The sequence below is a fragment of the Mesorhizobium sp. M7A.F.Ca.US.006.01.1.1 genome, from assembly GCF_003997935.1.
Lineage (GTDB): Bacteria > Pseudomonadota > Alphaproteobacteria > Rhizobiales > Rhizobiaceae > Mesorhizobium.
Genome location: NZ_RZQL01000141.1, coordinates 1 through 18,923, shown reverse-complemented (window position 1 = coordinate 18,923; position 18,923 = coordinate 1). Strand labels below are relative to the sequence as shown.

Sequence of the window (18,923 nt, the reverse complement as noted above, 5' to 3'; positions counted from 1 at the left end):
GATCCGACCTATGTCCGCGCCGATGCCGATCTCGAGGCGACGATCCCACAGATCGCCGAGGGCACTTATTCCAATGCCGGCCAGTCCTGCTGCTCGGTCGAGCGCATCTATGTCGACGAGGCGATCCATGGCCGCTTCGTCGAAGCCTTGGTCGCCGAGACGGCGAAATGGACCATCGGCCACCCCATCGGCGAAAAGCCGATGGTCGGCCCGGTGGTGCGGGCGAGTGCCGCCGACACGATCCGCGATCTCACCGACAGCGCGGTGCGCGCAGGGGCCCAGCGCCTGATGCCGCGAGACGGCACCCTCAAGGCCTCCGGTCTCGGCGCTGCCTATGTCGCGCCGGAAGTGCTGGTCGGTGTCGACCACAGCATGCGGATCATGCGCGACGAGTTGTTCGGGCCGGTGGCCTGTATCCAGTCGGTCGGCAGCGATGACGAGGCGATCGGCCTGATGAACGACAGCGATTTCGGCCTCAGCGCCTCGATCTGGACCACGGATATCGACCGCGGCGTGGCGCTGCTCGACGAGGTCGAGGCCGGCACGGTCTATCTCAACCGCTGCGACCACGCCGATTTGCACCTGCCCTGGGGCGGCATCAAGAATTCCGGCCTCGGCCGCACCAATGGCCGCGCCGGCCTGGTGGAGGCGACAGCGGCCAAGGCCTATCATGTCCGCTCCGTCATCGGCTGATCCGGAGGACGGCCCGGTGAGCACCGCGAGCCTTGCAGGGCTTGATGAGAGAGCAGTCGCCGCGCTGGCCGCCGCCAGTGTCGAGCGGCTGCGGATCGAGGCGGCGAGCCCCTATCTGCTGATCGCCGAACATGCCGGCAATCTGGTGCCCGCGCCATGGTCTGATCTCGGCCTCGCAGCACCCTATCTCGGCACGCATTTCGCGGTCGACATCGGCATCGATGCCTTGACGCGCCGGCTGTCGCAGACATTGCGGGCGCCGGCCGTGGTCGCGCATTATTCGCGGCTGTTCCTCGACTACAACAGGCCTGCCGGCGAATGGGATTTCATGCGCCCGGATCTCGGCGGCATTCCGGTGCCCGGCAATCTCGCGCCCGATGCAGTCGATGTCAGGCTGCGCAAGATGATCGCCTGGGCGCCGGTCGAACAGGCTGTTGTCGAGGCCGCGGCGGGCCGGCAGGCGCTGATCTCCGTACATTCCTTCACCCCGGTGATGGGCGGCGTCAGGCGCAATGTCGACATCGGCGTGCTGTGGCGGGAGCTATCTCCCTTCGTCACCTCGGTGTTGAAAACGCTTGGCGCGCGTGGTGCCGAGGCCGGGTTGAGGATCGGCGACAACGAGCCGTATGACTGGCGTCAGGCCGTCGGCTACACGCTGAACCGGCACGGGTTGGAGCAGGGCAGGCCGTGCCTCTATCTCGAAGCCCGCAACGACCTGCTTTCCGATCCGGAAACATTCGAGCTCGTCAGCCGCACCCTGGAGGATGTCTTTGCCACTGTCGCGATGTCGCTATGGCCGAAGCCAGCCATAGCCGTCTAAAGGCTGGACGCCCCAAGGCCGCCCGGCTAGAGCTTGTCGAATTGGAAACACGACAGCCAAGGGCGCGGGTGATGCAGGGCAATGTGGGCAGCAAGATCCGCGATGCGCGCAAAGAGCAGAACATCACGCTGCGCGATCTCAGCGAACGCTCGGGCCTTTCGGTTTCGCAATTGTCGAAACTGGAGAACGGCAAAGCCCGGCTGACGGTCGACGTCGCGCTGATGATCGCCGGCGTGCTGCATGTGCCGGTGGCCTCGTTCCTGTTCAGCCCGAAGCCGGGCATGCAGGCGCGGCGCTCGATCACGCGCGCCGGCAGCGGCATCCTGCACCAGGGCAACGCGATGGAATTCGAGGTCCTGTGCAGCGATTTTCGCGACAAGACCAACATTTTCTGGCGTGTCACGCTGCGCGCGAAGAGTTTTGAGGAGAACGGTGGCTGGCGCAGCCATTCGGGCGAGGAGTTCATCCATGTGCTGAGCGGCAGCCTGGAACTGCACACGATCCATTATGATCCAACCGTGCTGCAGCCGGGCGACAGCATCCTGTTCGATGGCGAAATGCAGCACGCCTATATCGCGCTGGGCGAAGAGCCGGTGATCATGCTGATGTCGAACACGGTGCCGCGCGACGGGCTGCCGGCCGGCGCCGGGGTCTGATCCCGGCCTGACTGGAATCCGGGCCCGAAAGTTTGGCGCCTCTCAAGAATATTTTCTAAAATGGAAAAAAATACTTGTTATGGAAAAGTCGGGGGTCTAGCATCGTGTTGACCGGCCGACAGGAGAAATAGCCATCGGCCGGATGGGAGATGGAACCGATGCTGTCGGTTGAGGCAGTCAGCAAAACCTTTGGCGGCGTGCAGGCGTTGCGCAGTGCCTCGCTGGCCTGCGAGGCCGGCGAAATCCTCGGCCTGATCGGCCCCAATGGCGCCGGGAAATCCACTCTGGTCAACGTCATCTCCGGCGTGCTCAAGCCGGACACCGGCAGTGTGAGGCTGGCGGGCAAGGAGATCACCGGCCACGGTCCTGAGCATTGCGCGCGGGCCGGCGTCGCGCGTACGTTCCAGACCATCCGGCTGTTCAAGGATTTGACCGTCCGGCAAAATGTCGAGGTCGCCCATATCACCTGCCAGGCGGTTCGGCCGGAAGCGGCGGCACGCATCGGCGTCGATCAACTGCTTGCCCAATATCAACTGGATGGCTTCGCCGACGTTCCGGCCGGCACGCTGTCCTATGGCAGCCAGCGCCGGCTCGAAATCGCCCGCGCGCTGGCATTGGGCCCATCGTTGCTGCTGCTCGACGAGCCGGCGGCCGGCCTCAACGAAGGCGAGTCCGAGACATTGGCGGTAGCGATCGAGGGCATTCGCAGGGATGTCGGCTGCGCGACCATCGTCATCGATCACGATTTGCGATTCATCAACCGGCTTTGCGACCGGCTCTGCGTCATGGATCAGGGCCAGGTGATCGCGTCCGGGCAAACCGAAGCGGTGTGGCGCGATCCGCGCGTCATCGAGGTTTATGTCGGGCAGTCCGAGACATCGTGACGGCGCCCTAAACGCCAACAACAAGGGAGAAGGAGGGGTCAAATGGAGAAGATGATTTTGGGGGCCGCGGTCGTGGCGGCGGGGCTTTTGCAGGCGACGCATGCCGGTGCCGCCGATCTGAAGATCGGGCTCGCGGTGGCGATGACCGGCACCTACGCACCCTACAGCGAGGCCGAAGGGGCGCGCTGCATGGCCGACAAATTGAACAAGGCCGCAGGCGCCGGCGATCCCAAGGTCGAGCTGATGATCGAGGACAACCGCTCCGATCCGCAGCTTTCGGTGTCGCTCGGCCAGAAATTCCTCGATGCCGGCGCCCAGGTCATCACCGGCGTGCCGTTCCCGGATGCGCTGATCCCGACAGCGCAGATCGCCGCGCCCTATGGTGCCACCGTATTCTCGGCGCCGAACACGCAGCTTGAGATGCAGCAGGCCGGCCTCGACAATTTCATTGCCGGCGCGGTGCCGGATCCGATCAATGCGGCAGCGACCGCCAATGCGCTCTACGGCAAGGGCGCGCGCACCGTGGCGCTGATGGTCTCGCCCGATGCCGGTTCCTATTCGGAAAAGCTGCCGGAATGGTTCGGCGAGGTGTTCGAACATCTTGGCGGCAAGGTCGTCTCCAAGCTCAACTATTCCTGGGGCACATCAGACTGGTCGCCGCAGATCGCCAGCATCAAGGCGCTGCCGCAGAAGCCGGATGCCATTCACATCTGCGGCGTGCTGCCCGATGTCGGCATTTTCATCCGCCAGCTGCGCGCCAATGGCTATGACGGTTGGGTCGCCGGCTGCGATGCCTTCGACGACAAGTCGCTGGAAGGCACCGTGGGTGATCCGGCATCGCTGGAGAAGGTGATGTTCGCCACCCATGGCGCGACCGGCGTCGACAGCCCGATCGACAAGTTTCTCGCCCAGTGCAAGGCCGACGGCTACAAGATCAACGGCATCTTCGACGCGCTTGGCGCCGACATGGTGCAGATCAGCTACGAGGCGGCGAAGAAGTCCGGCACGGTCGAGCCCGCCGCCTTGCGCGAGGCGATCCGCGCGCCGGGTGGCTATCCCGGCACCACGGCGCCGGTCATCTCCTTCGCCGAGAAGAAGGGTTATCCGGTCAAGGCAGTGCCGGTGATGGGGTTTGCGAACGGTAAGCGGGTGCTGATCACCGACACGCCGCCGACCTTCGTTCCGGCGCTGAACTGACGGGCAGCGAGCGATGACGGATCGAGCCTTCGCAGTGCAGACCCCGTCGTGCTGAGCGTCGACAATCTGGTCGTCCGCTACGGCGCGGTGAGCGCGGTGCGCGACCTCAGCCTGAAGGTCGGGCGGGGCGAACTTGTCGCCCTGCTCGGCCCCAACGGCGCCGGCAAGAGCTCGACCATCAACGCGCTGACCGGCCTGGTCACGCCGGCTTCCGGCCGCATCGTTCTCGACGGCCAGGAAATTTCGCGTGTCCGCACCGAGGACCGTATTCGCGCCGGTCTGACCTCGACCCCCGAAGGCCGGCACATCTTCGCCAATCTGACGGTCGGCGAGAACCTTCGGCTTGGCGCAGCGATACGGCGCGATCCCAAGGGCGTGCGCCAGGACATCGAGCGCTTCCTGGCCTTGTTTCCGGTGCTTTCCGAACGCTACGGGCAGGCGGCCGGCACGCTATCGGGTGGCGAGCAGCAGATGCTGGCCATCGCCAGGTCGCTGATGTCGCGGCCGAAGCTGCTGTTGCTCGACGAGCCATCGCTGGGGCTGGCGCCGAAGATCGTGGTGCAGATCTTCGATTTCATCGGCGAGCTGAAAGCGGAAGGGCTGACGCTGCTGGTGGTCGAGCAGAACGCCAGGCAGGCATTGCGCTTCGCCGACCGCGTCTATGTCGTCAGTGCCGGAACGCTACGCCACAGCGGGCCGCCATCCAGCCTTGCCGACGAACACGGTCTCTTCAACCTCTATATCGGCGGGTAGGCGGCGACATGGATTATGCCTTGCAGCAGCTTCTCAACGCGCTGGCCTTCGGCGCCGAATATTCGCTGGTGGCGCTCGGCCTTGCCGTGGTGTTCTCGATCATGGGCCTTGTCAATTTCGCGCATGGCGAAATCATCGGCGTCTCCGCCTACAGCGTGTTCCTGGCGGCCGCGCTCGGACTGACCTCTCCATTCGTCGCCGTGCTGCTTGCTGTTGCTGCCGCTGGCCTTGCGGCCATCGCTTTCGAGCGTGTGGCGTTCCGGCCTGTGCGCTATGCACCGACGACGACCGGGCTGCTCACCGCCTTCGGCGTCTCGATCGTCGTGCAGAACTTGTTCATGCTGCTGATCTCACCCAAGCCGCAGTCGGTTTCGATCCTCAACGGGCTGAACCAGATGTGGTTCTTCGGCCCCTTCGCGGTGTCGTCGTTGCAGGTGATGGAGCTCATTGTCTCCGGCCTGACCATCCTCGCCCTGGTGCTGTTCCTCAACCGTTCGACGCTCGGCCTCGCCATCCGCGCTGCGTCGCGCGATTTCGCCACGGTGCGGCTGATGGGCATCAAGGCGAACCGGGTGATCGCCACGGCCTTCGCCATCTCGGGCGCACTGGCCGGCATCGCCGCCGTCTTCATCATCGCGCGGCGCGGCAGCGTCTCGCCCGATCTCGGCTTCAGCCTGGTGCTGAAGGCGTTCGTCGCCTGCGTGATCGGCGGCTTCGGCTCGCTGGCGGGCGCTGCGGCCGGCGGCATGCTGCTCGGCTTCATCGAGGTCGGCCTGCTGGTTGCGTTGCCGCAGGAATATGGGGGCTTCAAGGACGCGCTCACCTACGGGATCATCGTCGCGCTGCTTGTCTACCGGCCAGAAGGCCTGCTCGGCCAGCGGGTCGAACTCGGCGACAAGGAGATTTGACGTGTCGCAGGCAATCGAAGAGACCGCATCTCCGCCTGCTGCTGTCGCACAACCCCGTGCTGCGTTGACGCGCTCGCTGATCGGTGGGCTGGTGACGTCGCTGCCGGTGCTGGTTCTCGGGCTGCTGATCCTGAATTTCGCGCCGACCTACTACACCTATCTGGCGCTCGGCGCCTTCGTGAACCTGATCGTCGTCGTTGGCCTTCAGGTGTTCATGGGTAACAGCAATATCGCCAATCTCGGCCACAGTGCCTTTGTCGGCCTCGGCGCCTATGGCGTCGCCATCCTGTCGACGCCGCTGGCCATGAAGAAACTGTCGATCCCCAACGCGCCGTTCGGCTTCGCCACGCTGCAACTCGATCCGGTGTCGTCGGCGCTCATCGCGCTCATCATGGTCGGCATCGTCGCCGCCGTCAGCGGCAAGGTGATCAGCCGCTTGTCGGGCGTCGCCGCGACCATCGTCAGTCTGGCGCTGCTGATCATCGTCCATTCGGTTTTTCTCAACTGGACCAACCTGTTCAAGGGCAACCAGGCCTTCTTCGGCATCCCGAAGGTGGTCGGCCTGCCCTGGATGATGGTGTTCTCGGTGGTGGTGATCGTGCTGGCGCGGCTGTTCAAGGACAGCCGCTGGGGCCTGCAGCTCAGGGCCAGCGCCCAGAGCCCGCAGGCGGCCGCAGCGCTCGGCATCGACGCCCGGCGCCTGCGGCTGATGTCGTGGGTGCTGTCGGCGCTGATCTGCGGCCTCGCCGGCGTGCTCTACGGCTATTTCGCCGGTACGATCAGTCCCAAGCTTTTCTACTTCCAGATGATCTTCAACACACTGGCGATGCTGATCCTGGGCGGCATGGCGACGGTGACCGGCGCGGTGACTGGCGTGATCGTGCTTTCGGTCGGGCTGGAATTCATCCGTAGCATCGAATCCGGCGTGACGATCGCCGGCATCCAGCTGCCGCAGCTGCTCGGGCTGTCGGGTGTGGCGCTTGGCGTCGTCATCGTGCTCTGCATGGCCTTCCGGCCAAGCGGCGTCAGCGGCCGCTACGAGCTCGACGAACTGTTGTCGCGATTTTTCAGGCGCAACGCGAAATAGCGTAGCTCCTTGGTTTTCCTGGTGGAGGTTTGAAAGTGGAATTTGAGGACAAGGCCGCGGCCTACAAGCCCAGGCTCGAAGCGCTGCAGAGCAAGCTGGCGGCCGACGGTGTCGAGTTCATCGAGATCCATACCGTCGACACATCAGGGGCGTTCCGCTCCAAGATCGCACCGCTGAAGCTCTCTACCTATGGCGAATCCATCAACGCCATCCTTTATTGCGTTACCCATGGCGACGGCCAACCGATGGGCGATGTTGCCTTCGCCTCGCCGAGCGCCAATGAGGAGAACGGCTTTCCCAACATCAAGGGAATCATCGATCCGGCGACGGTCGTCCAGCACGGCTGGAAGCCGAAATTCGCCTCCGCCATCACCAGCTCCTACATGCTCGACGGCGCGGTCTGTCCGTTCGATCCGCGCGGTGTGCTGGCCCGCGTCGAGGAACGCGCCGGGGCGCTCGGCTACGAGCCGATGATCGCGCTGGAATATGAGTTCGGCATCTTCCACGCCGACCACGATCTGATGCGCGCCGGGCGCTACCGCGAGCTGAAGCCCTGGGGCCATTCGCTGATCAACTATGATCTGGTGCGCAGCGGCGAATATCAGGATTTTGCCGCCGAATTCATCACCCGCATGAAGAGCATCGGCATCGGCGTGGCCTCGCTGGTCACCGAATATGGCTACGGCATGTATGAATACGCGCTGACGCCGAAATCGGCACTGCAGGCAGCCGACGACGCCATGCGTGCCAAGCTGCATCTGCGTGAGCTGTGCGCCGAGCGTGGCCTGGTCGCCACCTTCATGACGCGGTTCCAGCCGCCGGGCAAGGAAAGCGCCTGCGGCGCGCATCACCATGTCAGCCTGTGGCGCGACGGCAAGCCGGCCTTCGCCGCCGGCCCGAACCGGCTGACGCCGGTCGCAGAAAAGTTCCTTGCCGGCGTGCTCCACCGGATGCAGGAAACACATCTGCTGTTTCGGCCGACGGTCAATTCCTACCGCCGCTTCGATCGTGGCGCCTGGTCGCCAGAGGACGTCGCCTGGGGTTTCGAGAACCGCACCGCACCGATCCGCGCCATCACCACGCCGAATGACGGTGCCTGCCGGCTGGAGCACCGCGCGCCGGGCGCCGACATCAATCCCTATCTGTCGATCGCCGCGATCCTGGCGGCTGGCTGCGAGGGCATCGAGAAGGATCTGCCGCTCGAAGCGCCGGTGACGTCGAATCTGGCCAATCTCGACAAGCCGAAACTGCCGCGCACGCTCAATGCTTCGATCGAGGCGTTCGCTGCATCCGACTTCTGCGCCGATGCGTTTGGCGAGGCCTTCCGCGACAATTACGCCGAGAGCCGGCGAGCCGAACAGGCAGCGTTCGACGCCTGGCAGGCGTCGCACATCACCGACTTCGAGTGGCAGCGCTATTTCGTCAGCTGATCATGCCAAGGCGAAACCGGCCTGCTTTCGCTGGCCGGTTTGTCTGGGCATCAGCCGCAGACGCGGACCTCTTCGATCACCCTATGGTGATGACGCCAATGCTTGACCAGTTCGATATGGCAGCGATGATGCCGGTGGTGGCGGCGATATTCGCCGTACCGGTATTCGCCATTGTCGTACTGAACGTTCTGGTCGCCTTCATACTGATTGTCGTAATAGCGATCGCGGTGATGACGGCGAATAACGATCCCACTATCGGAATCGTCATCCGGCAAATAGCGGTCGCCGTCGTCGGACTGGATGGTCACGCTTGCCGCTTGCGTTGGCGCGGTGATCGCCGCTGTCGCGGCCAATGCCAACAGGGAAGCCAGAATCAGCTTTTTCATATCGTCCTCCTGCATGTTCAAGACATGTTAACTCGCGGAAGAACCGGGCGTTCCGCCTAATTTTACACGCTTTGCGACGCGGAAGACATCAAGGCGTTATCGTCCACCCGCTCCAGGCGCACGAAGGCCGTCAGCGGCAGGTGGTCGGAGGCAACGCGTGAAAGCGGCGTGTCATGCGCGTCGATGGCGGCAATCATGTCATGCCTGTTGGCCATGATCCGGTCGAGTGCCAGCAGCGGCAGGTTCGACGGGAAGGTGGGGACGGCCGGCGGCTGCGGGCCGAACGTCGCATGCAGCGTGTTGAGAGCGGAGCGGTTGCCAAGCCGCCATTCGTTGAGGTCGCCGAGCAGCAAGGTCGGTCTTTCGTCCGGGCTGTTCATCAGGTCGAGCACGACGCGCGCCTGCTGGGAGCGCGAGCGGCGCAGCAGGCCGAGATGAGCGGCGATGATGCGCAGCGTCCGGCTTCCATCGAGGTCGATCTCCGCCACCACCGCGCCGCGCGGCTCCAGTCCCGGAAGCTTGATCTGGTGCACGTCGCGAACGACGCCCTTCTTGAACAGCAAGACGTTGCCATGCCAGCCATGGCCCTTGCCGGTGGCCGAAATCGGCACCGGAACCAGGCCGGTTTCCCGTTCGAGCCGGGGCAGGTCGAGAAGCCCGTCACGGTCGCCGAAGCGGTTGTCGGCTTCCTGCAGCGCAATGACGTCCGGATCGATTTCGCGGATGACGCGGATGATCCGCTCCGGGTCGAATTTCCTGTCGACGCCGATGCATTTGTGGACATTGTAGGAGGCCACCAGCGTTCCGGTGGTGGCTGTCGTCTTGAGTGCGGCGGCGTTAGCCTTCTGCATCCGGCGGTCACGAAGGGACAGAAGCATGCTTGCCGGGAGGCTGCGTCCAATTCTGTGCATCTCTGTGCTGCTCGTCCTCGCTGGCTTCAATTCAGAAGCCGGATACAGTCAAAATAGGCAATTTCGGCGTATGTTCCATGACAGACGAATTCCTCAAGCGCACCTCCGCCTTAGAGATAGGGTGAACCGAGCCACAATACCCGGTCGAACAGCCGGATAAGAAACGGCCGGGCTCGCAAGGCTTCCAGCGTCACCGGCACGGCGGAGGCAATCGCCGACCCGATCCGCGCCTCGATCTCGCTGGCAAAGCCGGCATCGAGCACCTCCAGGTCGATCTCGAAGTTCAGCCGCAGCGATCGGGCGTCAAGATTGGAAGATCCGACATAGGCCCACACGCCGTCGATCGAAAGCAGCTTCGAATGGTCGAACGGTCCCTCGGTTCGCCAGACACGGCAATAGTGTTTGAGCACCTGATCGAACTGCGCCATCATCGCGCGGTCGACGAGGAAAAGATTGTTCACCGCCGGCACCACGATGTCGATCTCGACCCCGCGCCTGCCGGCGGTGATCAGCGCGCTGATCAGTTCCCGATCCGGCAGGAAATAGGGCGACATCAGGCGTATCGACTTGCGGGCGACCGAGAATGCACCGATCAGCAGCTTGTGGTTGGTCTCGTTGCTGGCATCCGGGCCGGAAGCGACCGCCCGCACCATCATCGGTGCGCCTGGCGATGGCGACAGCGGGGCAATGCGCCAGGCGTCGCCCTTCAGCGCCTCGTTGGTGGCGAAGCGCCAGTCCTCGGCGGCGACCGAAAAGAGGTCGGCGACGATCGGACCGGTCACCCGGAAATGAGTGTCCTTGGCGCTGTTGGAGCCGGCGAATTCGGCGGAGAAGCCTTTTCGGATGTTCATGCCCCCGGTGAAGGCGGCGATGCCGTCGACCACCAGGATCTTCCGGTGGGTCCTCAGATTGGCGTAGGGCAGGCGCAGGCCCATGACGATGTTGCCGTTGAAGACATCGGCGGGGATGTCGGCCTCGCGCAAATGCCCCAGGATGCTCGGCACCGAGTAGCGGGCGCCGACGGCATCGATCAGCACCCGGACCATGACGCCGCGCCGGACGGCGCCGGCCAGCGCCTCGACGAAGAGCAGGCCGACGGCGTCATTGTCGAAAATATAGGTCTCGAGCAGGACGCTGCGCTCGGCGCCATCGATCGCCGCGCACATGGCGGCATAGGCCTCGTCGCCGGTCTCCAGCACATCGATTGCATTTCCAGGGTTGAGCGCGCGCCGCGCCACCCTGTCGCCGAGTGTCCGCAAGCCCGTGAACCGTTGCCCGTACCGCTCGACGATCAGGGCCTCTTCGACAGCGACGTCGCGCTCATGCTTGGCGGACACCGCGCCTTCGGCAAACGGGCGCTGGGCGGTGATCGTGGCGCGGCGGATGCGGTTGATGCCGGCGACGGCATAGATCAGCACGCCGAGGATCGGGGACAGCACCATCACGCCGACCCAGCCGGTGGCGGCGCGGACATCCTCCTTGGTCATGACGGCATGGACGATGCCAGCCGTCGCCATCACCACGGAGATGATCGCCAGAATTTGCGGCCAGTGAGTCGCCAGGGTCTCCATGGCGAGACTATCCAGCGAGCGGTTGCAGAAGGCAATGCAGCCGGTCATGCCGCACATTCGCCGGATGGTGGCGAGAGTGTGCTCGCTCGCGCAAGACCAGGTCCAGCAGAACGGCCAGAGGCTTCTTGCCGTGGAGATCGCGTCACGCCCGGACGGCTCGACGACGGCTACCCTGCTTCTGCCCTTCGGCATCCTGCTCGATCCGGGCGTGACGCTGCAGATCGACGATCAGCCGCCGCTGTCGCCGCAACGCTTCAGGACCTGTCTGCCGACGGGTTGCGTCTCCGTCTTTACCGTCGATCGGCCGACGCTTGGAAAGCTGAGGGGAGGCTCGGTGCTGAAGCTCAATGTCACGACGGACGCCGAGACCCCGCTGAGCTTCCCGGTTTCGCTTCGCGGCCTGACCGCGGCGCTCGACCGCATGGTGGCGTTAAGCGCAAATTAGCGGTACGCGCTGACCCGCTTTTGGCCGTAATGAGCGACATGACGTGCATGCCAGCCGCCGCGATGGGGTGTTTTTTGGACGCGGCACCCAAGGGGCGTGCCTGAAAAAGGGCTCAACTTCCGGTTGGGCCGTCAACGGCCGCTATCCGAACCGGCCGTGATTCTGGACATATCGGCCCAGTGGCCTGCCGGTTTTTTGTGCTTTCCCGCTGAATGCGGCGTGCGGATACAACCGTAGCGAGCCGACGTTATGTGCTATTTTTGCTACATATCGCAGCCTTGTTGCCCAAAAAGCCTATTTAGCGACCGCTAAATAAATAATCGCTCACATATTTCGTGAATTTGTGAATAATCCACCGACGGGCAGGCCTTGGCTTGGTTAGCGCTCTGAAAAGGACGCTGGGGAAATGTTAGGGTGGGATTAATGAATACGACAAATATGTCGACCTTGGCCAAGCGCCTTGGTCTTTTGATGGCGGCCACCATGCTGACCTGCGGGAGTGCTCACGCGCTCACACTCAAGGAGGCGATGGCTGTCGCGGTGGAATCCAATCCCGAGATTGGACAGGCGATCGAAAATCGCGAAGCAATCGAATTCGAGTTGCGGCAGGCCAAGGGCCTTTATCTTCCCAGTGTCGATGTCGAGGCATCGGCTGGCGTTCGCCGGCTCGACAATCCATCCCGGCGCTCGCTTTCCATCGAAGACGATGCGCTCTATCCGGCTGAAACGGATCTTACCATTTCGCAGACGCTTTATGACAGTGGTGCAAGGCGGGCCGAATTGAACCGCCAGGCGTCGCGTGTCGATGGGGCTTCATTCCGGGTGCTGGAACGGTCCGAATTCATCGGGCTATCCGTTGTCCAGGACTATCTTGAGTATATGCTGCAGGCGTCAATCGTCTCCGAAGCGAAGAAAAATCTCGGTTTCCACCAGGCAATTCTTGGCGACATCCGGCAAGGCATCTCGGGCGGCGCGCTGAACGAGGCCGACCGGCAACAGGCCGAGGAACGGCTGTTCGCCGCCAAGGCGCGCATGCAGGAGGCGACCGAAGAACTGGAAGCGGCCAAGATCCGCTTTTTCAAAACCGTCGGAAAGCCCCTGACCAGCCCTTCGAGGCCTGGCGATGTCTCGGCCGCACTCCCGCGCTCGCTCGACGACGCGATAGGGTTGGCGCGGGAAAGCAATCCGCGCGTGCACATGGCCAACAGCGACATCGACGCGGCGGCCTCCCTTGTGGACGCGGCGCGGGCAAAATTTGGCCCCTCCATCATCGCCGAAGGTCGGGCCCGGGCGGGAAACGATATTGACGGCGACGATGGCGACACCAGCGACCTGCAGGCGCGCGTGGTCCTGCGCTGGAACCTCTACCGCGGCGGCATCGACAAGGCCAACGAGCAGGAGCAGATCCGCCGCACCAGTGAACAGCGTCTCGCGCTGCATCAGGTCCAGCGCGAAATCGAGGAAGCTGTTCGCACGTCATGGGATCGCCGTTTCCGGCAAGCCGATCTGGCGAAGACCCTGAGGCAACAAGCCGCCGCCAATGAGAAGCTGGTCGCTTCCTATCGCGAGCAGTTCAAGGTCGGACAGCGCTCGTTGCTCGACGTGCTCGATGCGCAGAATACGCGGTTCAACACGGCAACGCTGGCCGATACCGCCTCCTATGCATCGCTGTTTGCCCAGTACCGGCTTCTGGCCGCGACCGGACAGTTGCTGAAAACGATGAACCTTCAGCCGGCAAAGCAAGCGACGGCCTATGCGCGGACCGAGTTTGCAGCACCGGAAACCGCAGACACTGAGACCTATGCGCGGACGCCATCGGAGCAGAAGAACGACCTGCCATTCGATATTCTCGCCCCGGTGAGGAAGAAATAAGACGACGCAAGGTCCAGCGAGCGTCCTGACGGGCAGATCGTGAACCAGCAACCCAACATCCTCTCCCCCAAGGAGGCGTTCAAGGCCTGCTTCTCTGCCGTTGCCGGATATCTCGGCAGGCCGAGCGCGGAGACCGTGCTGTTTGCCGGCGTGCCGCTCTCGGACACGCGAATTGCGATCGACGACATCAGGCACCTTGCCGAACGCATCGGCCTGGAAGTCACCGAGTTCAACCACCGCGATTTTCTCAGGGGGCGTATAGACCTGCCCGCAATCGTCTTTCGCGTCAGCCAATTGCCGGTCGCCCTGCTCGCGCTGGGTGAAGACGATGCGTATATCACCGCGCCCCAGGAAGACGGCCGCACCACGATCGGCCGATCGGAACTGGCCGCCAGCTACATCAGCGGCGGCGCTTCCTTCTCGATCACCTATGCCAATGCCGCCGAGACCATGTCGGTCGGCTCGGCGGCCAGGATCGAGCGGAGACATTGGCTTACGGGGACGATGGGCGCTTTCTGGCGCACCTACTCGAAAGTCGTCCTGGCGGCGGTGTTCATCAATCTGCTGGCCATAGCCTCGCCGATCTTCACCATGAACGTCTACGACAGGATCCTGCCGAACAAGGCAATATCGACATTGTGGGTCCTGGCTCTCGGCATTGGTGCGGTCATCCTGTTCGACCTGCTTTTGAAGACGGCCAGGGCTTCCCTCATCGACTATGCCGGCCGCAAGGCGGATCTCCGGATATCCTATCTGCTGTTCGAGAAAGTGCTGAACTCGTCGCTGTCGGCGCGCCCCGGCTCGACCGGTGAATACGCAAACAGGGTCACCCAATATGAATTCGTCAGGGAGTTCTTCACCTCCAACACCATAAGCGTGTTCATCGACACGGCCTTCGTCTTCATCTTTCTCCTTGTCATCTATGCGATAGGCGGCTGGCTGGTGATCATACCGGCGCTGGCCTTCGTGATGTCCGTCATCGTCGGTCTGATCACCCAGCGCCGCATCGGCAAGCGTGTCGCCGCCTCGATGAACGAAGCGTCGCAGCGCCAGGCCCTGCTGGTCGAATCCATCTCCACGCTGGAGACCATCAAATCGCTGCGCGCCGAGGCATATCTGCTGCGAAAATGGGGCGAGCACTCCAAGAACGCCGCCAACACGTCCGAGAAGATCAAGCAGCTTTCCGCGGCGGCGGGCAACATCACCCAGTCCATACAGCAACTGGTGACCGTCGCCCTGGTCGTGGCCGGCGCCTATGCCTTCTCGGAAGGGCATGTTTCGACAGGAGCAATCATAGGAACGGTGATGCTGGCGAGCAGGGCCGTGGCGCCGCTCGGCCAGATCGCCATAACGTTGTCCCGGTTCCGCCAGGCCATGCTCTCGTTGAGAATGGTGAACTCGATCATGGCTCAACCGGAAGATCGGCCCGACACGGTGGGCTTCGTCAACCGCCCCATTCGCAAGGGGGCGATGGTGTTCAGGAATGTCGGGTTTGTCTATCCAGGCTCGGAAAACGAGGTTTTGACCGGCCTGAATTTCTCGGTCAAGCCGGGTGAGCGGATCGGCATCATCGGCCGCATAGGATCGGGAAAGACGACGATGGGGCGGCTGATCGGCCGACTCTTCCTGCCGACTTCCGGTGAGTTGCTGCTCGATGGGATCGACATTCGCCAGTATCACCCGTCCGAGGTTCGCGCCGCAGTTGGCATCGTTGCGCAGGCCGGCGACCTGTTCTCGGGCACCATCAAGGAGAACCTCCTGATGGCATGCCCCGAGGCTACAGACGAACAGATCATCGAGGCGGCAAAGGCGGCCGGTGTCGACGATTTCGTTTCACGTCACCCGCGCGGCTACGACATGAATGTCGGCGAGCGCGGCACCAATCTTTCCGGCGGCCAGAGGCAGACGGTGGCAATCGCACGCTTGCTGCTGACCAAACCGAAGATCGTCTTTCTGGACGAGCCATCGGGCTCGATGGATCTTGCATCGGAACGCCAGTTGATCAAGCAGCTCAAGGTCGCCTTTGACCGCGACACCACGCTGATCGTCTCCACACATCGGTTCAGCATGCTTGAACTGGCCGACCGACTGATCGTTATCGAACAGGGCAAAATCGTTGCCGACGGACCGAAGGACCAAGTCATACAGGCGTTGCAGAAAACAAGCGCCTGACAAAACAATTATTGCTGCATCCAATGCGTTGGGGCGTGGGAAATGCTTGCCAGAGAAGATCGACCGCCGCTGTTCGCGTCGGCGTCCATATTCATCATCGGAGCGCTCTTCGTCGTTTTTGTCGCCTGGGCGTCCTTTGCCGAAGTCGATGAGATCGCACGCGGCGATGGCAAGGTCATACCCGCTTCCAAGACCCAGATCATTCAGGCAAGTGAGGCCGGTGTCGTTCAGGAAATCGCCGTGACGATTGGCCAGGTCGTCAAGAAGAACGATCTCATCATTCGTCTGGACAACACGCTCAACACGTCCAGTCTCGGCGAGCAGCAGGCCAAGGCGCGCGCGCTGGAAGTGCGCATAGCAAGGCTGAAATACGAACAGGCCGGCAATCTCTCGGGCCCATTTCCGTGCCCGCAGGACATCCAGTCGGTTGCCCCGCAGATCTGCGACAATGAACAGAAGCTGCTCATCGCTCGGCGCGGGAACTTCGACAACAAGCTGTCCGTGCTCAAGTCGCGCCTTGACCAGCGTGAGAGGGAACTGGCCGAGGCGGTGGCCAATTCCGACCGTCTGACCAAAAACCTGGTCGTCAGCGACCAGGAAGCAAAACTGGTCGACGCGATGGTCAAGAAGGGCCTGATGGCAAGGACCGAGCAGTTGCGGGTAGAGCGCGAACAGACCGAACTCAACGGCCAGCTGAACCTTGCCGGCGAAACGATAAAGAAGATCAAATCGTCGATCACCGAAGCCCAGCTTCAAGTCGAAGAACTCGGCCTGCAATTGCAGCAGGAGGCGTTGGACGACCTTACCCAGGCGCTGGCGGAACTTTCGGTGGTGGATGAAACCATAAGGGGAGCCACCGACAAGGTCGCGCGCACCGATATCCGGTCTCCCGTGGACGGCATCGTCAACACGCTGGAGCTGAACACGGTGGGGGCTTTCGTCCAGCCTGGCGCGGTCGTTGCCGGCATCGTGCCAACCTCCGAAACGTTGCTGGTGGAGGCACGGGTCTCGCCGCGGGATGTCGCCTTTATCCGCCCCGACCAGGAAGCCCTTATCAAGGTCACCGCCTATGATTTCTCGATCTTCGGCGGCATCGAGGGCAAGGTCTCCAACATCACAGCCGACAGCCTGGTCGATCAGAAAACGGGGGAACCCTACTATCAGGTCCGCGTGGCTACGGACAAATCGACCCTTCAAAGAGACGGCAAGGCCTACTCGATCATCCCCGGAATGATCTGCTCGGTCGACATCAAGACCGGGCGTAAGACGATCCTGCACTACCTCCTGAAGCCGATCAACAAGGCGCGCGAGGAGGCGATGAGTGAGCGGTAGCGCCAGCCCTCATCATTCCGATCGCGAGCGGCTGCTGCCTCCAGTCGCCGCCGAGGATTTTGGACTGGAGTTTCGGGTTGTGGCGCGCGGCGGCATACGACGCGGCATCCGTCTGGAGCGGGCGTTCTGGATGTCGCTGAAGCAGATGGCCGAAAGCAGGAAGTGCACGATCGGCATGCTCATCGACGAGATCGCCGAAAGCCAGGCCCAGACAGGCAATCTGACATCCGCGATCCGGGTGGCCTGCATGCGTGGATTGGGCGACGAAAACCTGACCTTGCGAAGGCTTGCATCGATCAACACTATCAACGCCATACTGGTCGCTTGCCCATCTCCGGCTTTTGCCCTGGCTTCGTCGAAGAAGATCCTGTCGTTCAACGCGCCGTTCCAGCAACTGGTCAAACGCCAATTGCCGATCGCCCCAAGCGATGACGCACGGCACGATCTCAAGCTGGCGCTGGACCTCAATGTGGCCGACATCTTCACGCGGCTCGATGCCAATGGCGAATCGCCGGTGGCCACTGGTTTTGTCATCGGCGCGGGTGACCGGCGTTACCGGGGGCAGTTGAATGCGGTGCGGGCTCCGGTGCTCGAGCCGGAGCTGCTGATGGCATTCGTCTTCGGCGGCTGAATGCCCGCCAGTCTTTGACGAGAACCTATGGCTTAGACTGGCCGAAACCCTATGGCTGAAAACCTTCGCCGGGTGCGACGGTTGCGAAACCGCCCTTGATGTCGGCCATCTGGGCTCCGCCCGATCTTGAACCGTGGATCCAGGCCCGGTCCGTGCTGAACGAATAGAGCGGAACGTAATCCGGGAGGTCGCTATCGCGCACAACGGTGTTGCTGAGGCTGTCGAGAATGAAGGTGCCGCTGCCTGTGCTCACCGACAGCACAGCGTGAAAGAAGCCTCGCTTGCGGTCCTGGAGGACAACCAGCGCCATGCTTTGCGTTGGAATGCCGGCCCTCAGCAGAGCCGTCATCTTGAGGATGGCAAAATCCTCGCAGTCGCCGGCGCGCCGCTCGAGAATCTCCGAAGGCTTTGCCCAATAGTCGAGCTTGCCGTAGACGAGGCTGTCTTTCCTGTAGGCGATCAGGCGATTTACACTGCTGTTGACGAAAGATAGTTTCTCGCTGAAGCCCTTGCCCTGGGCGGCGGAGACCATGCCGGCAAAAGCCGCGCTCTTGTGCTCGCAGGGGCTGCCTACCGAACAAGCGGTGATTGCCCGGTAGACGGGCGTCCAGCGAGCCGCGACGGGAAAATTGCGCATGGACAAGGCAACCGATCCGAATACCCCTGGAATAATCGACGCGGTCTGCACCGGATCTATCCCGGCGTCATCTCGCACCGTTGACGAGCCGTCCCCGCGGCCGACATCCGGGCCATAGCTGCCGGTGACCATGCCGATCCGGTAAGCGTCCGCAGGCTGCCAGGGCTGGCGCCTCACCAGCGAAACACCGCCGAGACAGGGCGGCGTCTGGACCTTCTCCTGAGGCCTGCCGGGTGCGGCGATATCGCTCGCGAATGACGGCCCCGCCAGGCCGACAAGCCCGATTGCCAGCAGGAGCATGTGAAGCCGGGTTTTTCCCGGAACTGGTTTTTGATTTTTCATAACGCCCACCTTTGACTGTGGACGCTACCGATCTTGTCTCAAATTATTGGAAAGGAAGGTGGATAAATATCCAGCAACTGTCTTTATCCATTTTATTTAAAATTTTATTCAAATTTATACTTTGATTTGCCGAAAAATCCCGGCCAGCCCTCCGTCAGGGAGGCCTCCAGAATCCAGCATATATCAGGTTATATTG

General features: G+C 62.6%; 17 protein-coding genes and 1 pseudogene. 14 read left to right on the top strand and 4 right to left on the bottom strand.

What is annotated here, in order from left to right:
- The 9 genes from EN943_RS23015 to EN943_RS22975 all read left to right on the top strand — a co-directional run.
- Positions 1-693: aldehyde dehydrogenase family protein (locus EN943_RS23015; RefSeq protein ID WP_127414759.1), on the top strand; the 693-nt coding region annotated here is incomplete at its 5' end.
- 16 nt (positions 694-709) lie between these two features.
- The gene (locus EN943_RS23010) at positions 710-1,513 is read left to right on the top strand and encodes an N-formylglutamate amidohydrolase (RefSeq protein WP_164778325.1); all 804 of its coding nucleotides are present in this window, start codon (positions 710-712) and stop codon (positions 1,511-1,513) included.
- A 71-nt stretch (positions 1,514-1,584) separates the two neighbouring features.
- Positions 1,585-2,169: an XRE family transcriptional regulator gene (locus EN943_RS23005; RefSeq protein ID WP_127414757.1), complete on the top strand. Its 585-nt coding sequence runs from the start codon at positions 1,585-1,587 to the stop codon at positions 2,167-2,169.
- 158 nt (positions 2,170-2,327) lie between these two features.
- Positions 2,328-3,053: an ABC transporter ATP-binding protein gene (locus tag EN943_RS23000; protein WP_127414761.1), complete on the top strand. Its 726-nt coding sequence runs from the start codon at positions 2,328-2,330 to the stop codon at positions 3,051-3,053.
- A gap of 42 nt (positions 3,054-3,095) precedes the next feature.
- Entirely contained in the window at positions 3,096-4,250 is a 1,155-nt protein-coding gene (locus tag EN943_RS22995) for an ABC transporter substrate-binding protein (RefSeq protein WP_127414756.1), read from the top strand.
- Positions 4,251-4,298: 48 nt separating this feature from the next.
- Positions 4,299-5,003 carry an ABC transporter ATP-binding protein gene (locus tag EN943_RS22990; protein WP_127414755.1) on the top strand — a complete coding sequence of 235 codons (705 nt, stop codon included), beginning with the start codon at positions 4,299-4,301 and terminating at the stop codon, positions 5,001-5,003.
- 8 nt (positions 5,004-5,011) lie between these two features.
- Positions 5,012-5,911, top strand: coding sequence for a branched-chain amino acid ABC transporter permease (locus EN943_RS22985; protein ID WP_127414754.1), 900 nt, complete (start codon positions 5,012-5,014; stop codon positions 5,909-5,911).
- Position 5,912: 1 nt separating this feature from the next.
- Positions 5,913-6,998: a branched-chain amino acid ABC transporter permease gene (locus EN943_RS22980; protein ID WP_127414753.1), complete on the top strand. Its 1,086-nt coding sequence runs from the start codon at positions 5,913-5,915 to the stop codon at positions 6,996-6,998.
- Positions 6,999-7,033: 35 nt separating this feature from the next.
- A complete protein-coding gene (locus EN943_RS22975) occupies positions 7,034-8,428 on the top strand; it encodes a glutamine synthetase family protein (RefSeq protein WP_127414752.1) in 1,395 nt (464 codons plus the stop codon).
- A gap of 50 nt (positions 8,429-8,478) precedes the next feature.
- On the opposite strand, the gene EN943_RS22970 is transcribed toward EN943_RS22975, so the two are convergent.
- From EN943_RS22970 to EN943_RS22960, 3 genes are all read right to left on the bottom strand, one after another.
- Positions 8,479-8,814: a hypothetical protein gene (locus EN943_RS22970; RefSeq protein WP_127414751.1), complete on the bottom strand. Its 336-nt coding sequence runs from the start codon at positions 8,812-8,814 to the stop codon at positions 8,479-8,481.
- Positions 8,815-8,876: 62 nt separating this feature from the next.
- Complete coding sequence (locus tag EN943_RS22965; RefSeq protein ID WP_127414750.1) at positions 8,877-9,725, bottom strand: endonuclease/exonuclease/phosphatase family protein; 849 nt, start codon at positions 9,723-9,725, stop codon at positions 8,877-8,879.
- A 110-nt stretch (positions 9,726-9,835) separates the two neighbouring features.
- Positions 9,836-11,296 (bottom strand): phosphatidylserine/phosphatidylglycerophosphate/cardiolipin synthase family protein, encoded by a 1,461-nt coding sequence (locus EN943_RS22960; RefSeq protein WP_127414760.1) that lies wholly within the window; start codon positions 11,294-11,296, stop codon positions 9,836-9,838.
- Positions 11,297-11,366: 70 nt separating this feature from the next.
- Between EN943_RS22960 and EN943_RS22955 the strand changes: the two are divergent.
- The 5 genes and pseudogenes from EN943_RS22955 to EN943_RS22935 all read left to right on the top strand — a co-directional run.
- Positions 11,367-11,741: pseudogene (locus tag EN943_RS22955) on the top strand (invasion associated locus B family protein); the annotation flags it as partial.
- A 423-nt stretch (positions 11,742-12,164) separates the two neighbouring features.
- On the top strand, positions 12,165-13,613 hold the full coding sequence (locus EN943_RS22950; RefSeq protein WP_127414749.1) for a TolC family protein: 1,449 nt from the start codon (positions 12,165-12,167) through the stop codon (positions 13,611-13,613).
- A gap of 39 nt (positions 13,614-13,652) precedes the next feature.
- Positions 13,653-15,785 carry a type I secretion system permease/ATPase gene (locus tag EN943_RS22945; protein ID WP_127414748.1) on the top strand — a complete coding sequence of 711 codons (2,133 nt, stop codon included), beginning with the start codon at positions 13,653-13,655 and terminating at the stop codon, positions 15,783-15,785.
- Positions 15,786-15,827: 42 nt separating this feature from the next.
- Positions 15,828-17,117, top strand: coding sequence for an HlyD family type I secretion periplasmic adaptor subunit (locus EN943_RS22940; RefSeq protein ID WP_023809952.1), 1,290 nt, complete (start codon positions 15,828-15,830; stop codon positions 17,115-17,117).
- On the top strand, positions 17,107-17,748 hold the full coding sequence (locus tag EN943_RS22935; protein ID WP_127414747.1) for a ribbon-helix-helix domain-containing protein: 642 nt from the start codon (positions 17,107-17,109) through the stop codon (positions 17,746-17,748). The genes EN943_RS22940 and EN943_RS22935 overlap by 11 nt, the downstream gene beginning before the upstream one ends.
- A 49-nt stretch (positions 17,749-17,797) precedes the next feature.
- Here EN943_RS22935 and EN943_RS22930 read toward each other — a convergent pair whose 3' ends face one another.
- Entirely contained in the window at positions 17,798-18,727 is a 930-nt protein-coding gene (locus EN943_RS22930) for a transglutaminase-like cysteine peptidase (RefSeq protein WP_127414746.1), read from the bottom strand.
- Positions 18,728-18,923: the final 196 nt, after the last annotated feature.

What these genes read in the sequence shown, in the direction of transcription:
- EN943_RS22930 (WP_127414746.1), bottom strand. Translation starts at nt 18,727, where the DNA reads ATGAAAAATCAAAAACCAGTTCCGGGAAAAACCCGGCTTCACATGCTC.
- EN943_RS22995 (WP_127414756.1), top strand. Translation starts at nt 3,096, where the DNA reads ATGGAGAAGATGATTTTGGGGGCCGCGGTCGTGGCGGCGGGGCTTTTG.
- EN943_RS22985 (WP_127414754.1), top strand. Translation starts at nt 5,012, where the DNA reads ATGGATTATGCCTTGCAGCAGCTTCTCAACGCGCTGGCCTTCGGCGCC.
- EN943_RS23005 (WP_127414757.1), top strand. Translation starts at nt 1,585, where the DNA reads ATGCAGGGCAATGTGGGCAGCAAGATCCGCGATGCGCGCAAAGAGCAG.
- EN943_RS22960 (WP_127414760.1), bottom strand. Translation starts at nt 11,296, where the DNA reads ATGGAGACCCTGGCGACTCACTGGCCGCAAATTCTGGCGATCATCTCC.
- EN943_RS22940 (WP_023809952.1), top strand. Translation starts at nt 15,828, where the DNA reads ATGCTTGCCAGAGAAGATCGACCGCCGCTGTTCGCGTCGGCGTCCATA.
- EN943_RS22965 (WP_127414750.1), bottom strand. Translation starts at nt 9,725, where the DNA reads ATGCACAGAATTGGACGCAGCCTCCCGGCAAGCATGCTTCTGTCCCTT.
- EN943_RS22970 (WP_127414751.1), bottom strand. Translation starts at nt 8,814, where the DNA reads ATGAAAAAGCTGATTCTGGCTTCCCTGTTGGCATTGGCCGCGACAGCG.
- EN943_RS23000 (WP_127414761.1), top strand. Translation starts at nt 2,328, where the DNA reads ATGCTGTCGGTTGAGGCAGTCAGCAAAACCTTTGGCGGCGTGCAGGCG.
- EN943_RS22950 (WP_127414749.1), top strand. Translation starts at nt 12,165, where the DNA reads ATGAATACGACAAATATGTCGACCTTGGCCAAGCGCCTTGGTCTTTTG.